The sequence below is a fragment of the Sphingomonas sanxanigenens DSM 19645 = NX02 genome (assembly GCF_000512205.2).
In the GTDB taxonomy this organism is placed as follows: domain Bacteria; phylum Pseudomonadota; class Alphaproteobacteria; order Sphingomonadales; family Sphingomonadaceae; genus Sphingomonas_D; species Sphingomonas_D sanxanigenens.
This window is the reverse complement of sequence record NZ_CP011450.1, coordinates 230,725-247,923: the sequence shown is the minus strand read 5'-3', so window position 1 is coordinate 247,923 and position 17,199 is coordinate 230,725. Positions and strand designations below refer to the sequence as shown.

Genomic DNA, 17,199 nt, shown 5'->3' with positions numbered 1-17,199 from the left:
GCGATCTAGGCTGGCGCGTCGATCGCCTCGACGCGAACCAGTTTCTTGTTGACGAATTCCTGGATGCCCATGTTCGAAAGCTCGCGGCCGTAGCCTGAGTCCTTGACCCCACCGAACGGCAGGTCGGGCGTCGTCCAAGTTGGGTGATTGACGAACATCATGCCCGTATCGATGCGGCTCGCGACGCGTTTGCCGCGCGCGACGTCGCCGGTGAAGACCGAGCCGCCAAGCCCGAAAGCCGAGTCGTTGGCGAGCGCCACCGCTTCGTCTTCATCCTTGACCCGGAAGAAGAGCGCGACCGGCCCGAAGAACTCCTCCCGGAATGCGGCGCTATCGGGCGCGATATCGGCCAGGATCGTGGGCTGCATGAAGGAGCCCGGACGGTCGATCCTCTTGCCGCCCATCACGACCGTGGCGCCGTCGCCGACCGCCCGATCGACCTGGTCCAGGAGGTTCACCAGGGCGCCTTCGGTGGACAACGGACCGAGCGTTGTCGCCTCGTCCATCGGGTCCCCGGGTTCCAGCTTCGCGAGCGCGGTGCGGAACTTGTCGAGGAACCGATCGGCCAACTCCTCGACGACGATGTAGCGCTTGCCCGCCACGCAGCACTGGCCCGTATTGTTCATCTTGGCCCAGACCGCCCACTCGACGGTCTTTTCCAGATCGGCGTCATCAAGGACGATGAAGGCATCGCTGCCGCCAAGCTCCATCGTCGATTTCTTCAGGTTCTGCCCCGCCCGCGCAGCGACGGATTTTCCGGCTTCGACGCTGCCCGTCAGCGCCACGCCCTTGATCCGCGGGTCGTCGATGACGCGGTTCACCTGGTCGTGGGAGATCAGCAGGTTGGTGTAGGCGCCCTTTGGTGCCCCGGCCTCCAGCCACAGCTCTTCGAACGCGATGGCGCATTGCGGAACGTTCCCGGCGTGCTTCACCATCACGACGTTGCCCGCCATCAGGTTGGGCGCTGCGAAGCGCGCGAGCTGATAATAGGGAAAGTTCCATGGTTGAACTCCGAAGAGTACGCCGAGGGGGGTGCTTTCGATCTCCGCTTCGCCTGAACTCGGATGGAGGCGTTCGGGCGCGAGGAAGCGTTCGGCGTTCTGCGCGTAGTAATCGATGATGTCCGCGCTGAGCGCCACTTCGCCCCGCGCTTCGGCGATGCGCTTGCCCATTTCGAGCGTTACCGGCCGCGCGAACTCGTCGGCGCGGGCCCGCATGATGGCGGCGGCTTTCGCGGCGATGGCCGCCCGCTGCGCGAACGTCGTCTGCCGCCAGCTCTCGAAGCACGCGGCGGCCGTCGCAATCTTTGTCTCAAGGCTCTCCTCGGTAAGATCGTCGAAGCTTTGCAGGAGTTTGCCGTCGTAGGGGTTGATGCTCTGGTAGGTCATCGTCTCGTCTCCATCCGGATCGCGCCTGGGGGGTCTGCTCGCCAACCCCACGCAAAATATCGTTCGATTTCGGCTCTTCTCATTTTGACAGAGCGGCTGTCGCTGCGCAGCGCGTGTCGAACATCGTGACGCTTACAAGAGCGGATGAATCGGTCCGGAGGCTAACGGCCTCTGCAAATACGCCAGTTGTGAAATCACCCATCACTGACCTCCAATCGCTCTATCGCGCCTGGATCATAGTCCAGGGTCAAGGCCGTTCTTTTGACCTTAGTCAAAAGCGACAACGACAAAAAAGGACTGGGTTGCCCGTTTCCCATCCAGCTCGTGCGCGCGTCGGTGCTGTGGACGAATGCGACCAAGCCGCGATGATCACCTTGGGCTTGCGTGCCGGCCGCATGGGCGAAGGTGTCGCATTGCGTCGAGGATCCGGTCCAGCGTCAGCGCTGTGCGGCGGCCACATTGCATCCGGTGAGAAAGTGTCGAGCTTTGGCCTTTCGCGGTGAAACTTCAGTTCCCCGTTACTAGCGTTTCAGTGCATATCGACCCGACCTACCCCTTTGATGTTGTTGAACGAATCGGTCTGGTGACAGGCGAAGCACTGGTTGACGGTTGCGTTTCGTTGGCCGGTGATCGACCTGTCCATCATCTCGAAATGCATCATCAGATGGCTCGGCGGCGGCTTGTGGCACTGCGCGCATTCCTTCGATTTCGGGCTTGGGTGAAGGAAGCCGACGATTTTCCACGTGTCGGTGGCATGGCAAGTCGCACATTTTGGCCCGAAGAATTCCTGGTGCTTGTCCTTGAAGACGTGGCACCCCTTGCAATCGAGCGCGACGGGCTTGCCCGCTTGGCGGATCGCGAGCTTCTCGAGAACGGCGTGGTCCATCTTGATGGGGCGTTTGTCGCGCCCTTGGTGCTCCACATGACAACCACTGCAGGTCGTCACATTGGCGTGGAACACCGTCGAGGGCTTCGACAGCAGTTCCTTGGCCGGCACGTGGCAGGCAACGCACTTGTCGACAGTGACGCCCTCGTTGGGCGTATGACAGCTCGCACATTTATCTCCGAGGAATGCGTGAGCCTTGGACAACGGCCCAGGACGGACGGCCGCACTCCAGCCCGGTATCGCGTCGCTGCCGGAGCGATAGATCGAGATCGGCACGGCGATCGCCGCGAGGATCGCCGCTGCCACCAGGATCAGCAGGGATGCGGCCGAAAATTTCATCCAAGCCACCTCAGCCCGTAATAGATCCCGCTCCAGATGTGCAGCACCAGCAACGCATACATCACGATCGAGGCGGCGATGTGCAGGACGACCCAGCGTGCCAGCGTGCGCTTGAGCGTCTCGCGTGCGGTGATCGCGAATTCGAGATCCGACATCGCTCCGAGCAGTTGCCCGAGCGGGACACCGTTAGGGTCGACCACGGCCTGATCCTTGAGCCCCGCCGCGGCCAGCGCGAGACTGTCGTAGCGAGTGCGCAAGACACCGAGCTCCTTCTGCTGGTCGCGCAAGTCCTGGCCGATGTGAGCGAGGTAGTATCGACCAACGAACCCGCTTGCCACGACCGTGAGCATGGACAGGGTCAGTGCAATTCCGAGCGGGCTCTGGAACTTGTGTCCCGAGTGAATGATGCCGAGCAGCGCCCCGACTGCGCCAGCATAGACGTGAAAGGTCAGAACAGCGCCGATCGAGACATGCTCTTTCGTGCGCTCCTTTACCCACGGCAGCCGCTTCACGGCCGAATAGGACAGCAGCAGCAGGAAGAGCACTGCCGCGGCGATGCCGAACAATGAGCCTGTCAGGCTGCCGGGAAAGCGAGGCGCGACGTGCACCAGGAACGCGGGCACGATCAGGACGAGAGCGCTGAGCATGCCGCCAACGGTGACCTTCTCGCTTTCGGTCACGTCAGGCGTCCACGACCAGGTTGCTCGCAGATTTTGCTTGGCATGCGAGGATCATGCCGCCCGCCTTCTCGTCGGCCGAGAGCGCGTCCTCAACCTCCATCGTCACCGTACCTTCGCTAAGCGGCACCTTGCAGCGCCCGCAGATCCCGACCCGGCATTCGAAGTCGATCACAACGCCGATCGCTTCGGCAGCCTCGAGCACGGATTGGTCCGGCGCCAGGTTTCCTGACTTCCCGGACTTGGAAAAGTTGACGGTCGCCTGAGCCGAAGGTGGCGCCGCACCGCCGCCAGCCGCATCCGCCGGCGGAGCCGGGGGCTCGTCGTCGGGCTCCTTATCGGGAACGGGACCGCCTTTGGGCGGCGCGAAGTCCTCGGTCTTGACCTGATCCGACGGGACGTGGAGTTCCTCCAGCGCCGCTTTGACCGCGTCCATCATCGGCGGCGGGCCGCAAAGATGAATGCGGCGTTTCACGATATCGTCGACACAGCCGGCGATGAAGTCCGCCGTGATGAAGCCGACCGGGCCCTTCCAGTCGGTGCCTTCCGCGGACGAGACGATCGACAGGATGGTGACGTTCGGGTGCCGACTGGCGAGATACGCGCATTCCTCGCGGAAAATCAGGTCAGCGGGAGTACGAACACCGTAGATAAGGTGGATTTCATACGGGTACGATCGATCAGTAAGGTAGCGCAAAACACTCATCATCGGCGTGATGCCCACACCCCCGGCGATCAGGACGATGCCGTCGGCTTCCTTGCCGGTGAAGAAGAAATTTCCGGCCGGCGCGGTGATCTCGAGCAGATCGCCAGTCTGTGCATGATCGTGGAGGTGGCGGGACTCTAGGCCATGCTCCTCGCGCTTTACGGTAAGCTCGATATAGTCGTGCTGGGTGGGCGAAGAAGAGATCGTGTAGGAGCGCCGCACTTTTTGACCGTCAATCTCGGAGGTGATCGACGCATATTGTCCCGGCAGGAACGTAAAGGGGATCGACTCTAGATTGGGTTCCATCAGCCGGAAAGTCTTGACCGTCGGCGTCTCGTCGAAGATCGCCTTGATCCGCAGGACGCCCTTCCAGGGCCGTTTGACCGGCGGCTTGACCGGGGCGGCCGCAGCAACCGGAGCGCCCGCGACGGGCCCCGGCGCCTTCGGTGTGGCCGCCGCCGCAGGCGCGGTGCCGGGCGGCTGACCCCCGGGAGTCAGCCGCTGCGCCAGGGCGCCGATACGCTGTAGCCGCGCCCGGCGTAGCAGGAATGCCGCAACGAGCGCGGCTGCAAGCAGCAGCATGGCGGCGACGTGAAGCCAGGACAGGTCACGAAAGCCGCCGTCCATGATCATGTCGCTTTCCGGTGTCACGCTCATCTCGCGCTTGAACCAGGCGAGCGCGATGCGTGGCGGCGGCTGATTTTGGTTCAGGCCTTGCAACGCACTGTTGCCGCTTTCCGCGAGCGACACCCCATCGCGCACCAGGCCGATGGCTGCCTGCGCAGCCACCGGGTCGTTCGACGATTGGGCGCGATGGAGTTCGACCTGCCCGGCCGTGACGGCCGCCGCGCCCGATCCGAGGCGCGCGATCGCTTCGGTCCTGATGGCTGCGCGCGTCTTGTCCGTCAGCGCTGGGAAGTTCATCATGGCCGGGTAGAACGGCTTGCCGCCTACGATCCCGCAGCAGCCTGCTTCGGCTCCAGCTGCTTCCCCGCCACCTGGGGATGGCGACATCATCCCCTTCATCATGCCCGTCATTCCGCCCGCGGGGGGAGGGGCGGGTGCGCCCTGCGGGGCTGCCACCTTTGTGTCGGCTGCCGGCATTGCGTTCGCCGGTGCGGCAGCGGCGCCCGGATGATGCGAAGCGTGCTCGGAGGGCGACGCCTGCGCCAGCGCCGCTGAGGATCCGAAGAGCGCCATTGGCGCCGCGAATCCCAGCCGAACGATTTTCATCGTCGTCCACGTACGGCGCGAGATGATCTGGGCAGGACCGTACTTCACATCAGGATTCCTTACTTGTCATCCTTCATCGGCATCGGTTGGGCCGCGGCCGGCATCGGCGCCGGCTTGGCAATCGACAGCTTGGACTGCCGGCGGAGCGGCGCTGGTGCCGCTCCCTCAGGCACGAGTTGCGGCCTCTTTGTGCTGAAATTTCCGCAGTTGATGGGTGACTTATCGAGTTATTCGTCATGCGACAAGTGTCGCGAGCAGTGCCGCCGGCGCAGGGCCGGGGGGGGGGGGCGCTGCGCTGCGCCGACGACATCGAGATCAGGGGCGCGAGCACTGGAGCCTGAACCCACGCCACCCGTTCCAGGCAAGCATCGACGATCGTTGTCGCGCCGCTCACCGTCCAAAGAGCCATTGTTGAACCACCATTGCCAAATTCCCCGCGGGCGAGAGTTTCACGCTACATGTCGTCTTTCATCGGCATGGGCTCGTCGTCTTCCATCGGCATGGCCTTATCCTTCGGCATGGCCTTATCCTTGCCGGTATCCGGCTTGGCCGTGGAGTTGCCCATCGGCATCTTATCATCCATCATGCCGCCGGCCCCCATCTGATCGTCCGCCATTCCGCCCTGGCCTGCACCCATCTGGTTGCCTTGCTGAGTGGACATCCGATTGTGCATCTCGGCCGCCACTCCCTGCTCGTGGTGCTCTTCCCTGCTTTCGTCTTCCGGCAGCGCGACGTTCTCGTCACCAGCCGTGATATTGGCCGGTGCGTCTTTTGAACCGTCGCACGCTGTCACGCTCAAGAGCGCTAACATGGCGGCTGTGGAGGCGAAAACCGGTCGGCGGATACTCCTTCTTAGGTTCTTCATAGTCTTACTCCTTTCAACGGTTGAAACTCTGTACTGTCTCCGCAGCGTAATTCCCGGCAGCGGAGAGATGCTGTCACCCTCGTCGCTCGCCAAGTCGCTACAAGTAAAGCAGTCGGTTGCCCGACGCAGAGACTCTATGGCGACTCGACGAGCGACTCAGGTCGCGCGACTATTGTGCGAGGATCTGCTGGCACCGTGCGTGGCTGAGATTCATCGGGTTCATGCCCATGCCCTTCATCTCGTTGTGGTCGTGCGTCGTGTTGGTGCCCATGGTTTGTTCCATGCGCTCGCAACTAGCCCGCTGTTCGGGAGTTGCGTCCCTCATCGTCGCGCACCCCGCAAGCGGAACCAGGGAGAGCGACGCGGTTGCTGCCATAAGAAGTTTCATGATGTTACCTTTCTCTGTTCGGTTGTATGCCCCGCAGTCCCTCTCCCGAGCTCAAATGGCCCGTTCTTCTGTCCGATCGATTTGCGGGTAGAGACCGCCGGCAGTTAGTCGCAGCGCGCGGATCGCCAGCTCCGCTGCCTCCGCGCGGGTCACATTGGGGTAGGGGGCCAAATCTCATGCCGTCGCCCCGCTGGCGCCGAAAGCAGGGGCGCTTGTGTTCGCGAGGTGCGCAAGAATCGGACAGTCAGAAACCGGAGCATCCACCGGGCACTCGGCGGCGAGCCCCTCGAGTGCATCCTTGATGCGATTGAGATCGATGATCCGGGAAGTGGACTCCGCGATCTTCCTCTCCGTAATGTCCAGAACGTCCGCGGCGCGAGCGGTGTCCGAAGCCTGCAACGTGAGAAGCAGACCGATTTCGGCGAGCGTAAAGCCAAGCTGTTGCGCCTTGCGGATGAAGCGCACTCGCTCGAGGTCGCTCTCCGCGTACAAGCGGTAACCCGCCGACGAGCGTGCGGGGTGCGGCAGGAGACCGTTGCGCTCATAATAGCGAATGGTGTCGGGCCGGACGCCAACTGCCTTCGCGAAAGCGCCAATGGTCAAGCCAGCCATGAATTACCTCCGCCACCCCTATCGCGCTTGGATCATAGTCCAGGGTCAAGGCCGTTCTTTTGACCGAGGTCAAAAATCCAAGGTCCGAGATCGGGATAGAAAAAAGGGCCAAGGGGGCGTCGTACCTCGACCATCGAGGCGGTTGGTGGTTCCGACTGCACGTCAAGCTCGTCGTTGATGCCCGGCAGCCCGACGGTGCTAAAGGCGTCGCCGCGAGCGGCGATCACGACGGCGGTAGCTCGGGCCCTGCCTCGCGCGCCGCCCGGTCGATTTTTCTGGTCGTCAGCGGCCATGCTGTGGTTGCTGCCTGCGATTGGTTCACCCGATCATTCGGCTCGATCGCGTCACGTCTTTGACGCAGATCAAAGCCTGCCAGTGCAGGTCGGACGAAAAGCAAGTGGGTCGGGCACAAGCTGTTCACGTCGAGGAGATTGAGCTTGACCGATCATGCAGACAATAGTCCGGCGATAAGCGGTCTCTCGGACACGCAGGCGATGCTGATCGACCGTTATTGGCGCGCGGCGAATTATGTCTCTGTCGGGCAGATTTACTTGCTCGATAACCCGCTCCTTCGAGAGCCGTTGACGCACGAACACGTCAAGCCGCGGTTGCTCGGCCATTGGGGGACGACGCCGGGGCTGAACTTCATCTACGCCCATCTCAATCGCATCATTCTGGCGCGCGATACCGATCTCCTCTATGTTTGTGGGCCGGGTCATGGCGGGCCCGGAATGGTCGCCAACACCTGGCTCGAAGGTACCTACAGCGAGATCTATCCGGCGATCAGCGACGACGAGGAGGGCATGCGACGGCTCTTCCGTCAATTCTCCTTCCCCGGCGGCATCCCCAGCCACGCCGCGCCGGAAACCCCGGGCTCCATTCACGAGGGTGGGGAGCTCGGCTATGCGCTCGTCCACGCCTATGGCGCGGCATTCGACAATCCCGAGTTGGTGGTCGCCTGCGTGATCGGTGATGGCGAGGCCGAGACCGGCCCGCTTGCCGCTTCCTGGCACAGCAACAAGTTCCTCGATCCGGTCCATGACGGCGCGGTGCTGCCGATTCTGCACCTTAACGGCTACAAAATCGCAGGTCCCACCATTCTGGGGCGGTCGGACGACACGGTACTGCGCCAGCTCCTCGAGGGCTATGGTCACGAGCCCTTCTTCGTTGAGGGCAGCGATCCGATGGACATGCACCGGCAGATGGCGGCGACGTTGGACCGCGTCTTCGACCGGATCGCGGAAATTCAGCACGCCGCCCGCGCCGGGGAGGCTCCTGGCACGATCCGTTGGCCCATGATCGTGTTGCGCAGTCCGAAGGGCTGGACTGGTCCCAAGGACGTCGACGGCAAGAGGGTCGAAGGCTTCTGGCGGGCGCATCAAGTGCCGATCGCCGAGGCGCGGGAGAATGCCGCCCACCGCCGGCTGCTCGAGGAATGGATGCGCAGCTATCGCCCAGAGGAGCTGTTTGATGCGGCCGGCCGGCTTCTGCCCGAGCTGCGCGCGCTGGCTCCAGCCGGCGACAAGCGGATGGGTTCGACCCCCTATGCCAATGGCGGCCGGCTGCGTCGCGCTCTCAGGCGGCCCGATTGGCGCGACCATGCGGTGGCGGTGCCGAGCCCCGGCGGCGCGATCGGCGAGGCGACGCGCCAATTGGGCAAGTATCTCGCCGACGTGCTTCGACTCAATGCGGACGCCCGCAACTTCCGTATCATGGGACCCGACGAGACCGCGTCGAACCGCCTGGACGCGGTGTTCGAGGTGACCGACCGCGCCTGGATGCAGCGGACCGAGCCCTATGACGAGCACCTTGCCCGCGGCGGGCGGGTCATGGAAGTGCTGTCCGAGCATCTCTGCCAGGGCTGGCTCGAAGGCTATCTGCTGACCGGCCGGCACGGGCTGTTCAACTGCTACGAGGCGTTCGTCCACATTGTAGACTCGATGTTCAACCAGCATGCCAAATGGCTGAAGGTCTCGCGCGGACTGGACTGGCGCCGGCCGATCGCCTCATTCAACTATCTGCTGACCAGTCATGTCTGGCGGCAGGACCACAACGGCTTCAGCCATCAGGATCCGGGTTTCATCGATTTGGTTGTCAATAAAAAGGCCGATGTGGTCAGGGTATATCTGCCACCGGATGCCAACTGCCTGCTGCGCGTGGCTGACCACTGCCTGGGCACCCACGACCGGATCAACGTGATCGTCGCCGGCAAGCAGCCAGCACCTCAATGGCTGACCGCCGACGAGGCGGAGACGCATTGCGCTGCGGGGGTTGGCATCTGGGACTGGGCGGGAACTGATCGCGACGGCCGCGAGCTGGATGTCGTCATGGCTTGCGCCGGCGACGTGCCGACGCTCGAGACGCTTGCGGCCGTCGACCTCCTTCGTCAGCACATTCCCGAATTGAAGATCCGGGTGGTGAACGTCGTCGACCTCATGACGCTTCAGCCAAGAAGCGAACACCCACACGGCCTCAGTGACAATGACTTCGACAGCCTGTTCACTCGAAACAAGCCGATCGTCTTTGCTTTCCATGGCTATCCGTACCTCATTCACCGGCTGACCTACCGGCGAGCCAACCACGCCAATCTTCATGTCCGCGGCTTCAAGGAGGAGGGGACGACCACAACACCGTTCGACATGGTCGTGCGCAACGGTCTTGATCGGTTCCATTTGGCAATGGATGTGATCGACCGTGTCCCGGGCCTTGCCGGCACCACCGCGCACGCCAAGCAAGCGTTTCGCGACCGGCTGATAGAGCACAAACAATATATAACGACCCATGGCGAGGACATGCCTGGGATTCGCGAGTGGAGTTGGCCTTACCGGGCTCCGTCCGACGCAGGCGATTGAACCGCCCGTCGAAGTGTGCTGCGTAGCGTCGGCTGCTCAAGGCTCAAGGCGAGACTGCTCGAGCAGCGGACTACCCGAGATGTCGCTCGTGAGGTTGCGGTGATCGTGGGGGCCGCAGGGTTCTTCCTGATTTGCCTGATATGGTTCGACACACCGCCTGCCATACTCAAGAACAATGTCGAGCGCGTGGTAGGCGCTAGCGTTTGGCAGCGCGCCAACCGCTCGCGGGCGCTTCATCCCCACCTTGACCCGAGCTCCGGCACGTCAGCCTTTGACCTGAGTCAACGGCTAAGGGACGGGATTCCTCTACCTTCGCAAGGAATACTCGCAATTTCTCCCGGAGAACAAAATGGCAAGCGATAGAAGCGCGTACTTAGTTGGCGGCGGCATCGGCTCGCTCGCGGCAGCAGCCTTCATGATCCGCGACGGCGGCATGCAAGGTAAGAACATCACTGTCTATGAGACCCTGCCGGTCCTGGGCGGGAGTCTGGATGGCGCCGGCAGCCCGGCGGAGGGCTATTCGATGCGGGGAGGGCGGATGCTGACAACGGACAATTATGAATGTACCTGGGGCTTGTTCAAGACGATCCCCTCGCTCGAACAGCCTGGCAGGACTGTGTTTGAGGAGACGGTCGCGTTCAACGAGCGTGTGAAATCGCATTCCAGAGCGCGCCTCGTGGACCGCAACTGCGCCATCCTCGACGTCACCTCTATGGGTTTTTCGATGAAGGATCGCGTCGAGTTGCTGAAGCTCGCCGGGGCAAGCGAGGAAACACTGGGCTCAAGTCGAATTAGCGAATGGCTATCGCCAACGTTCTTCGAGACCAAGTTCTGGTATATGTGGGCGACGACATTTGCTTTTCAGCCTTGGCATAGCGCGGTCGAATTCAAACGCTACTTGCATCGCTTCATGAAAGAATTCTCACGCATCGAAACGCTCGCGGGCGTGAAGCGCACGATCTACAACCAGTACGACTCATTGGTTCGGCCGCTGGCGAGCTGGCTGAGGGAGAGGGGTGTTCATTTCGTCAACGACTGCCGGGTAACAGACTTCGGTCTGTCGACAATGAACGGAAAGATAGCAGTCACGAGCATCGAGACAAGCGACGCTGGTGAAAACGGATCCGTCAACGTCGGCGATGACGACCTTGTCTTTTTTCAGAACGGCTCGATGACGGACGCGTCTAGCCTTGGATCGATGACACGAGCACCCGAACGTCTGACGAAGGATGACAGCGCCGGGTGGGCTCTGTGGGAGAAGTTAGCCAAGGGGCGGCCCGAGTTTGGCAATCCTGCTGTGTTTAATTCCTCGATCCCTGAGTCCTATTGGCTGTCGTTCACTGTCACCCAGCAGAATACCGCCTTCTTCGATCATATGCAGGCGTTTACGGGCAACGAGGCAGGCACAGGCGGCCTCGTCACGTTCAAGGACTCCAATTGGTTCATGTCGGTAGTGCTGGCACATCAACCGCATTTCCCCGACCAGCCCGCCGGGACCCGCGTTTTCTGGGGCTATGCGTTGCACCCCGACCGGGTGGGCGACTTTGTAGCGAAGCCGATGTCGGATTGCATCGGTCAGGAGATATTGATCGAGCTTTCTGGTCACCTCAACCTCGATTTGACGGTGTTCGAAACGGCGAACTGCATCCCTTGCCGAATGCCCTATATTACCAGCATGTTCATGCCGCGCGCGAGCGAGGACCGACCGCCGCCGGTCCCAAAGAACTCGAAGAACCTCGCCTTCGTCAGTCAATTCGTCGAAATACCCGAAGATGTCGTCTTCACCGTCGAATACTCTGTGAGGGTCGCGCAAATGGCGGTTTATGAGCTCCTTGGGATCGATGCGGAGATTCCACCAATAATACATCACGATAAGTCGGCGATGGTAAACCTCAACGCGGTGATCAAGGCATTCCGGTAGTACGCCATCAGTCCGGTCAGACGCCATGGCCCTGAAACTATAGCCGAAGTTCGTCATATTGCCGTGCCGCTCGTTGTTGCTCGGGCGCCAGAGTGGCTCCGTCATCCGCGGTTGAACCGCGATGAGGGTGGATGTCACACGTCCGGCTCCCACAGTCGATCGATCACGCCCGCGCCGGGATAGACGACGAGCAGTTCGGTGCCTGGATCCACGCGGAGCGCGGTTTCACCCTCGGCGAGCCACACCCCGCACGCCTCGAAGCCCTCGTCGTCGAACGCGCCGCCGCCCTCGAGCGGCACTAGCCAGATCGGCCGACCGTCACTGGCGAGCGTTGCCTCGCCCGAGCGCGTCCAACGCTCAAGCACGAAGGCGGCGTGGTCGGCGAGGATGGTACGACCTGGCGTGAGCTCCTTGGCTACATACGGTGCGACGTAGGGGACGGGATTGCTCGCTGCGATGCCCTCGTCGAGATGCAGCTCTCGCGGCCGGCCATAATCGTAGAGGCGGTACGTCAGATCGACATTCTGCTGAACCTCGACCAGCGTCAGCCCCGGCCCGATCGCATGGACGGTGCGCGCGGGCGAATAATAGACGTCGCCCGTCTTGACCGCCTTCCAGTCGACGAGCTTCTCGATCGTACCATCAAGCGCGGCGCGGCGAAGTTCGTCCTGGGTCATTGGGGCCATTGTGCCAATCGCGATTGTTGCACGCGGCTCCGCGGCGAGCACCACCCACGCCTCGTCCTTGCCGCGCGGATAGCCGTGCGCCTGCGCCACCGTATCGTCGGGGTGAACCTGGATGGACAGCTTCTCGCTGGTGAAGAGATATTTTATGAGCAGCTCGGGATCGCCGGGTGCCTCGAACCAGATCTCCCCGACGGGCTCACCGCCTGGCGCCACGCTGCCGAAGCCCGCCCACAGCTTGGTCCGCCCCCAGGGTTTCTCGATTCGCTTGGTGGTGAGGCGGATGGCGGCCATGAAGCGGGTTCCTTCGTCACGCGACGCCCTGTGGTGGCGAACCTATGACCGCGCGATCCATTCGTGCATCATTGGGGAGTCGCAGGGTTCCCGACACTCTCCCCGTGGAGGATGCGGAGGCGTCGCCTGTCGGGTTCGTCTGCCGCGTGGTTCACGTTCGGCTCGATCAGGTCATGGCGAGGCGCGGGCTGGAAAAATGCACTCGAGGCTGCCTCCCGGCGCCACGTTTGTGCCAGAGCGTGCCCGGCGATTCCGGCGACTCGATCAAGCGCCTCCCGGTGCGGAATATCGCACGGAAATCGCTCCCACCATTCTGTACGCTCACCCATGCTAGGGCCGGTCCAGATTTGCACGTGATACCCGGAAGCTCCTGGAGGATAGACGCACATGCCCACGATCAGCTTCTTGTCGGCGGCGAGCTGCAGAAGCTCGGTAAACATCATCGTCTCCTGTGTCTAACGGCATATCGGCTGATCGGAAACCAGCATCATCTACCTCCGAGGCCCCTGTCGCGCTTCGACTATAGTCCCGAGCCAAGGCCGGTGTTTTGATTCGGGTCAAAAGCTGAGGTGAGGGAAATGGGAGGGGCGCTCCGAACCAATGACCCCGCGCGAGATGATGCAGCCGTCATCGTCCGTTCCGCTCGAGAGCTCTCAGCCGGGAAGATCTGCCACGCCGCACAGAGATGCGGCGCATTCTTCGGGCCCGCCGCTACCAAAAAAAGTCCGCGTCAGATGGCCATCCCGACCATATCGCGACAGCTTTGGGCACATGTCCGACAGGTTAAAGCACACTGTCGCATCTGAGCGTCTGCGGCAAAGCTGTCGCAGTCGCGCGCGCAGGCTTCGCAAACCCGAGCGCAGGCCTCGCAAATCACTGCATGCTGCGAAGAGCGCCGCAATAAAGAGTTAGCTGTCGTCTGGCATATCTCCGCGCAGTCAAGCAGGAGTGAAAGATGCTTGGTGCTAACGTGTTTTCCGCCTTTGTCCATGCAGTAACGGGCAGTTTCCAGGCACATCTTATGTGATTCGAGACAATCCTGTACACAGTCCGATAACGTCATTCCCCGTTTCATACTCGCCATCCCCCTGCTTTGCTGCGCCTCGGCGGCGGAAATGACCGTCCCCGCCGCCGCAAGCGCAACACTACCAGAAATGAATGACCGCCGATTATGGTGAGTAGGTTTCATCATCACTTTCGTTCCTTTGTTTTCAGCCGACTTGCCGGTCATTGGGCTCGGTCGCACAAGATATCCTAACGCCCACTACGAGGCCGATCACAGCGAACATCATCGCCAACGCAGGAAATCCCCGGACGGTACGCGCTTCACTTGCACCAAACGACTTTAATTGGTGCGCTGCACTCGGCCAGCACGCGCCCAATCGCGGTTGCTGACCGCGGGCCGTCTTCGATTGCCTGCCTCGCAACCGCGCGCTTCTTGTCACCGCTGATCGTCAACATCAGCGTCCGTGTCGCCACAAGCGCCGCTCGAGTGAGGGTAACGCGCGCGACCGGTGCCTCCTTTGGTGGTGGGTCGGGAACGACGCCGCAGGCGCGGCGTGATAACGGAGCGCTCAACGCCGCCTCAAAATCCGGCCCCGGCAGGATCGAGGCGGTATGGCCATCCTCACCCATCCCGAGCCAGACAAGGTCGAATGGCCATTGCAGCACCCGCAGGCGCCGATCCGCGGCGCGGCCCGCCGCCCCTGGGTCGATATCCACGCGCTCGCACAGCGGCATTATGGTAGCGCCCGTGGTGCCGAAATGAGCGCGAATCAAGCCGGCATTGCTGAGCGGATCATCCTCCGCGACCAACCTTTCATCAGTCGGCAGCAGCATGACCTTCGGCCAGTTCAGTGAGCGAGCGGCCAACGCGCGGAATATCGGCACTGGCGTCTTGCCGCCCGGCACTGCAAGCAACGCGCACCCGCGCGCGTCGACCGCGCATTCTACCGCGATCTCAACATCGTTGACGACCTGCCACACCATTGCGGCCCAGTCGTCGAATTCCAGCCACTCGACCTCGTGCATCACCAAAGCCTCATTGGAAAGCGAGGGCGGCTACCTGCGAGCTAAGCATGCGCCGGGAGGAAGCAGCATGTTTGCCACATTTATTCCCGGTCACCCTACTCCGTCACTCCGTCAGGCTCCCAAGATGTTTCCTACGCCATCGCCGCCAGAAGCTGGTCGAGTGGCACCGTCGCGAAGGTGGTGAAGCTGTCGGCAACGGCATAGGGCAGCACCAGCACGCGATTGTGGACCATCGCGCCGCAACTGTAAGCCACGTTCGGAACATAGCCTTCGCGTTCTTCGGCATCTGATCGGAGCAGCGGTTGAGTCACGCGCGCCAGCAGTTTCGACGGATCGTTGCGGTCCAGGAGGCATGCCCCGATGCAATAGTTTCGCACTGAACCGACGCCATGCGTGATCAGCAGCCAGCCCTCATCGATCTCGATGGGCGACCCGCAATTGCCGATCTGAACGAATTCCCAAGGCCAGCGCGGCGAGACCGTTTTCACGCCGCCGTTCCAGTCGTATAGATCGTCCGACGTCAGGAACAAGATGTTCTCGTTGTCCTGCCGACCGAGTATTGCGTATTGCCCGTCGATACGACGCGGGAACAGCGCCATCCCCTTGCTGCTCGTGGCGTCTCCGTGGAGGGCTTTGAGTTCGAAGGTTCTAAAATCAGTGGTGCGGAGCAACTCCTGTCGGATCGCTTGACCATTGAAAGCGGTGTAAGTGCCGAGGTAAGTTGCGCTCCCGTCATCATCGACAAAACGAACGAGACGGAGGTCTTCGATGCCGTTGCGCTGGCTGGGCGTCATTGGAAACAATACGATTTCCGACAGATCATGACTCCCATCGCAGATGATACGCACGCCCGGCTCGCTCGTCCCGTCGCCGGGCATGTTTTCCATCTGCAGCACGACCGGCCTTGGACTGGAGGGATCGATCGCGACGACACCGTTCGCTCCGCACACGCCCGTGCGGAAGGCGACCGATGAAACATGTCCTTCGCCGACCGCTCGCAGCGAAAGAACGAAGCGGATGGCATCGGCTGCGACGCCGGACTGGTCGGGGTGAGGGACAATGCTCGGGTTGAACAAAGCCGCGGCCTCGTAGGAATATTCATTGCTGAAGTAAGCCCCAATCAAGATTGCGCGGTCGCGGCTGACTTCGCATTTGCATATAATCAATCCGTTCACCTCTTGAAACCGCCGAAGGAAGACTGACTCCACGTCCCGGTGACGACCTGAGAAGTCGGTCAGGAGGCGTCGCAATTCTTCGCGCAACTCGGCTTCATCGAGCGCAAGCACCCGATCTGCGATGCGTTGTGCGCGCGGACGATCTCCCTGGTCGAACCCCTTCGGATCCGCCGCTGGGGTGTAAGGCCGAATGACCACGCGCGCTGGATCGGACCGAAGCAACACAGGCAGGCGGGTCACAAAATCAGCCTTCGACATGATGAGCTCCATTGCTGTTGTCTCGCGGCTTCGTCCGCCGGTCGGATAGAATCTCGGTGCGCTTGTTCGGGAAGCCTTTGTTCAGGGCACTGGATCCCCTCGACCATTTGCCTGTGAAGGCCTCAGGCAAGCGATGATCGCCGAGATCGCGGTCCTGGTCTCGGCGACGTCCCGGACTGCGATCGTATCAATCCCCGCCTCACGAACAGGGTTGTCGTTGCCCCCCGGGTAGATCGCGTCGCCGAGGAAGAGCATTTCGGCGAAGGGAACGCCGGCATGCTCGGCTAGCTTGCGCATTCCATAAGCCTTGTCGATGCCCTGACGAGTGATGTCGATCGAGGTTGATCCGCCAATGTTGACCGAGAGATCGTGGAGCGTCGTTCGGAGGGCCGCCTGGAGGCGTTTGCGCTTGGCGAAGTCTGGATCCCACGCGGTCTTTGCGTCGAGGGGAGCGAGCTGCCCGAGCCCGGAAAACGTGATCTGGCTGCCGCGATCCTCCACTCGTTCGCCCCATATCTGGGTCTCGCGGAGCCCACTCTCGTCGGCTGCCCTGGTTAACGCATCGAGGATGCGGCTGCGCTCTTCTTGCGAGAAGACGTCGGCGTACACGACCTGCCAGCCCGCATCGAAACGGTAGAGCTTGGTACCCGTGGTCGGCATGATGAACAGCTGACGGAGGTTGGCTTTCCTGGGCAGCCGCGACACGACTTGTGTCTCGAACTGTGGCCAGTCGCCCCCGGAGATCACCGCAACGCGGAGGAGATCGAGAAGCTCGGCAAGCAACTCGGCCGTCGCTTGGTCGATCGGCTGTTTGCTCTCGGCCAGGGTGCCGTCCAAGTCGAAAGCGATAAGTCGCTTCATCGGCAAGCTCCACTCATGATGCCGTCGTCC

14 protein-coding genes are annotated in these 17,199 nt (G+C 62.0%); 3 read left to right on the top strand and 11 right to left on the bottom strand.

All coding sequences use genetic code 11. From position 1 onward, the window contains the following. Positions 1-5 precede the first annotated feature (5 nt). From NX02_RS29865 to NX02_RS29835, 6 genes are all read right to left on the bottom strand, one after another. Positions 6-1,388: an NAD-dependent succinate-semialdehyde dehydrogenase gene (locus NX02_RS29865; RefSeq protein WP_047100369.1), complete on the bottom strand. Its 1,383-nt coding sequence runs from the start codon at positions 1,386-1,388 to the stop codon at positions 6-8. 529 nt (positions 1,389-1,917) lie between these two features. Next, a complete protein-coding gene (locus NX02_RS29860; RefSeq protein WP_047100368.1) occupies positions 1,918-2,613 on the bottom strand; it encodes a cytochrome c3 family protein in 696 nt (231 codons plus the stop codon). After that, positions 2,610-3,293 (bottom strand): iron reductase, encoded by a 684-nt coding sequence (locus NX02_RS29855; protein ID WP_230187277.1) that lies wholly within the window; start codon positions 3,291-3,293, stop codon positions 2,610-2,612. Before NX02_RS29855 ends, NX02_RS29860 begins: the two co-directional genes overlap by 4 nt. A gap of 1 nt (position 3,294) precedes the next feature. Continuing rightward, positions 3,295-5,277 (bottom strand): FAD-binding oxidoreductase, encoded by a 1,983-nt coding sequence (locus NX02_RS29850; RefSeq protein WP_245648920.1) that lies wholly within the window; start codon positions 5,275-5,277, stop codon positions 3,295-3,297. A gap of 406 nt (positions 5,278-5,683) precedes the next feature. After that, the gene (locus NX02_RS29845) at positions 5,684-6,094 is read right to left on the bottom strand and encodes a hypothetical protein (protein WP_158014297.1); all 411 of its coding nucleotides are present in this window, start codon (positions 6,092-6,094) and stop codon (positions 5,684-5,686) included. Positions 6,095-6,656: 562 nt separating this feature from the next. Further along, complete coding sequence (locus tag NX02_RS29835; RefSeq protein WP_047100364.1) at positions 6,657-7,094, bottom strand: heavy metal-responsive transcriptional regulator; 438 nt, start codon at positions 7,092-7,094, stop codon at positions 6,657-6,659. Positions 7,095-7,153: 59 nt separating this feature from the next. Here NX02_RS29835 and NX02_RS32925 point away from each other — a divergent pair, with 59 nt between their 5' ends. The 3 genes from NX02_RS32925 to NX02_RS29825 all read left to right on the top strand — a co-directional run bounded on the left by NX02_RS32925 (position 7,154) and on the right by NX02_RS29825 (position 11,867). Continuing rightward, positions 7,154-7,450, top strand: coding sequence for a hypothetical protein (locus NX02_RS32925; RefSeq protein ID WP_158014296.1), 297 nt, complete (start codon positions 7,154-7,156; stop codon positions 7,448-7,450). Between the two features lie 138 nt (positions 7,451-7,588). Beyond that, complete coding sequence (locus tag NX02_RS29830; protein WP_047100474.1) at positions 7,589-9,946, top strand: phosphoketolase family protein; 2,358 nt, start codon at positions 7,589-7,591, stop codon at positions 9,944-9,946. 349 nt (positions 9,947-10,295) lie between these two features. Further along, positions 10,296-11,867 carry an oleate hydratase gene (locus NX02_RS29825; RefSeq protein ID WP_047100363.1) on the top strand — a complete coding sequence of 524 codons (1,572 nt, stop codon included), beginning with the start codon at positions 10,296-10,298 and terminating at the stop codon, positions 11,865-11,867. 134 nt (positions 11,868-12,001) lie between these two features. Here the strand turns inward: NX02_RS29825 and NX02_RS29820 are convergent, their stop codons facing one another. From NX02_RS29820 to NX02_RS29800, 5 genes are all read right to left on the bottom strand, one after another. Beyond that, on the bottom strand, positions 12,002-12,844 hold the full coding sequence (locus NX02_RS29820; protein WP_047100362.1) for a class I mannose-6-phosphate isomerase: 843 nt from the start codon (positions 12,842-12,844) through the stop codon (positions 12,002-12,004). A gap of 730 nt (positions 12,845-13,574) precedes the next feature. Further along, entirely contained in the window at positions 13,575-13,907 is a 333-nt protein-coding gene (locus NX02_RS34155) for a four-helix bundle copper-binding protein (protein WP_483852914.1), read from the bottom strand. A gap of 263 nt (positions 13,908-14,170) precedes the next feature. Further along, positions 14,171-14,875 carry a 6-phosphogluconolactonase gene (gene pgl / locus NX02_RS29810; protein ID WP_047100360.1) on the bottom strand — a complete coding sequence of 235 codons (705 nt, stop codon included), beginning with the start codon at positions 14,873-14,875 and terminating at the stop codon, positions 14,171-14,173. A 131-nt stretch (positions 14,876-15,006) separates the two neighbouring features. Then, positions 15,007-16,308 carry a glycoside hydrolase family 130 protein gene (locus NX02_RS29805; RefSeq protein ID WP_084718454.1) on the bottom strand — a complete coding sequence of 434 codons (1,302 nt, stop codon included), beginning with the start codon at positions 16,306-16,308 and terminating at the stop codon, positions 15,007-15,009. Between the two features lie 81 nt (positions 16,309-16,389). Beyond that, positions 16,390-17,169, bottom strand: a complete 780-nt coding sequence (locus NX02_RS29800) for an HAD-IIB family hydrolase (protein WP_047100359.1) — start codon at positions 17,167-17,169, stop codon at positions 16,390-16,392. Positions 17,170-17,199 lie beyond the last annotated feature (30 nt).

Excerpts from the sequence above, each read along its gene's own strand:
- NX02_RS29805 (WP_084718454.1), bottom strand. The coding sequence starts at position 16,308 with ATGTCGAAGGCTGATTTTGTGACCCGCCTGCCTGTGTTGCTTCGGTCC.
- NX02_RS29865 (WP_047100369.1), bottom strand. The coding sequence starts at position 1,388 with ATGACCTACCAGAGCATCAACCCCTACGACGGCAAACTCCTGCAAAGC.
- NX02_RS29800 (WP_047100359.1), bottom strand. The coding sequence starts at position 17,169 with ATGAAGCGACTTATCGCTTTCGACTTGGACGGCACCCTGGCCGAGAGC.
- NX02_RS29835 (WP_047100364.1), bottom strand. The coding sequence starts at position 7,094 with ATGGCTGGCTTGACCATTGGCGCTTTCGCGAAGGCAGTTGGCGTCCGG.
- NX02_RS29830 (WP_047100474.1), top strand. The coding sequence starts at position 7,589 with ATGCTGATCGACCGTTATTGGCGCGCGGCGAATTATGTCTCTGTCGGG.
- NX02_RS34155 (WP_483852914.1), bottom strand. The coding sequence starts at position 13,907 with ATGACGTTATCGGACTGTGTACAGGATTGTCTCGAATCACATAAGATG.
- NX02_RS29860 (WP_047100368.1), bottom strand. The coding sequence starts at position 2,613 with ATGAAATTTTCGGCCGCATCCCTGCTGATCCTGGTGGCAGCGGCGATC.
- pgl (WP_047100360.1), bottom strand. The coding sequence starts at position 14,875 with ATGCACGAGGTCGAGTGGCTGGAATTCGACGACTGGGCCGCAATGGTG.
- NX02_RS29845 (WP_158014297.1), bottom strand. The coding sequence starts at position 6,094 with ATGAAGAACCTAAGAAGGAGTATCCGCCGACCGGTTTTCGCCTCCACA.
- NX02_RS29825 (WP_047100363.1), top strand. The coding sequence starts at position 10,296 with ATGGCAAGCGATAGAAGCGCGTACTTAGTTGGCGGCGGCATCGGCTCG.
- NX02_RS29820 (WP_047100362.1), bottom strand. The coding sequence starts at position 12,844 with ATGGCCGCCATCCGCCTCACCACCAAGCGAATCGAGAAACCCTGGGGG.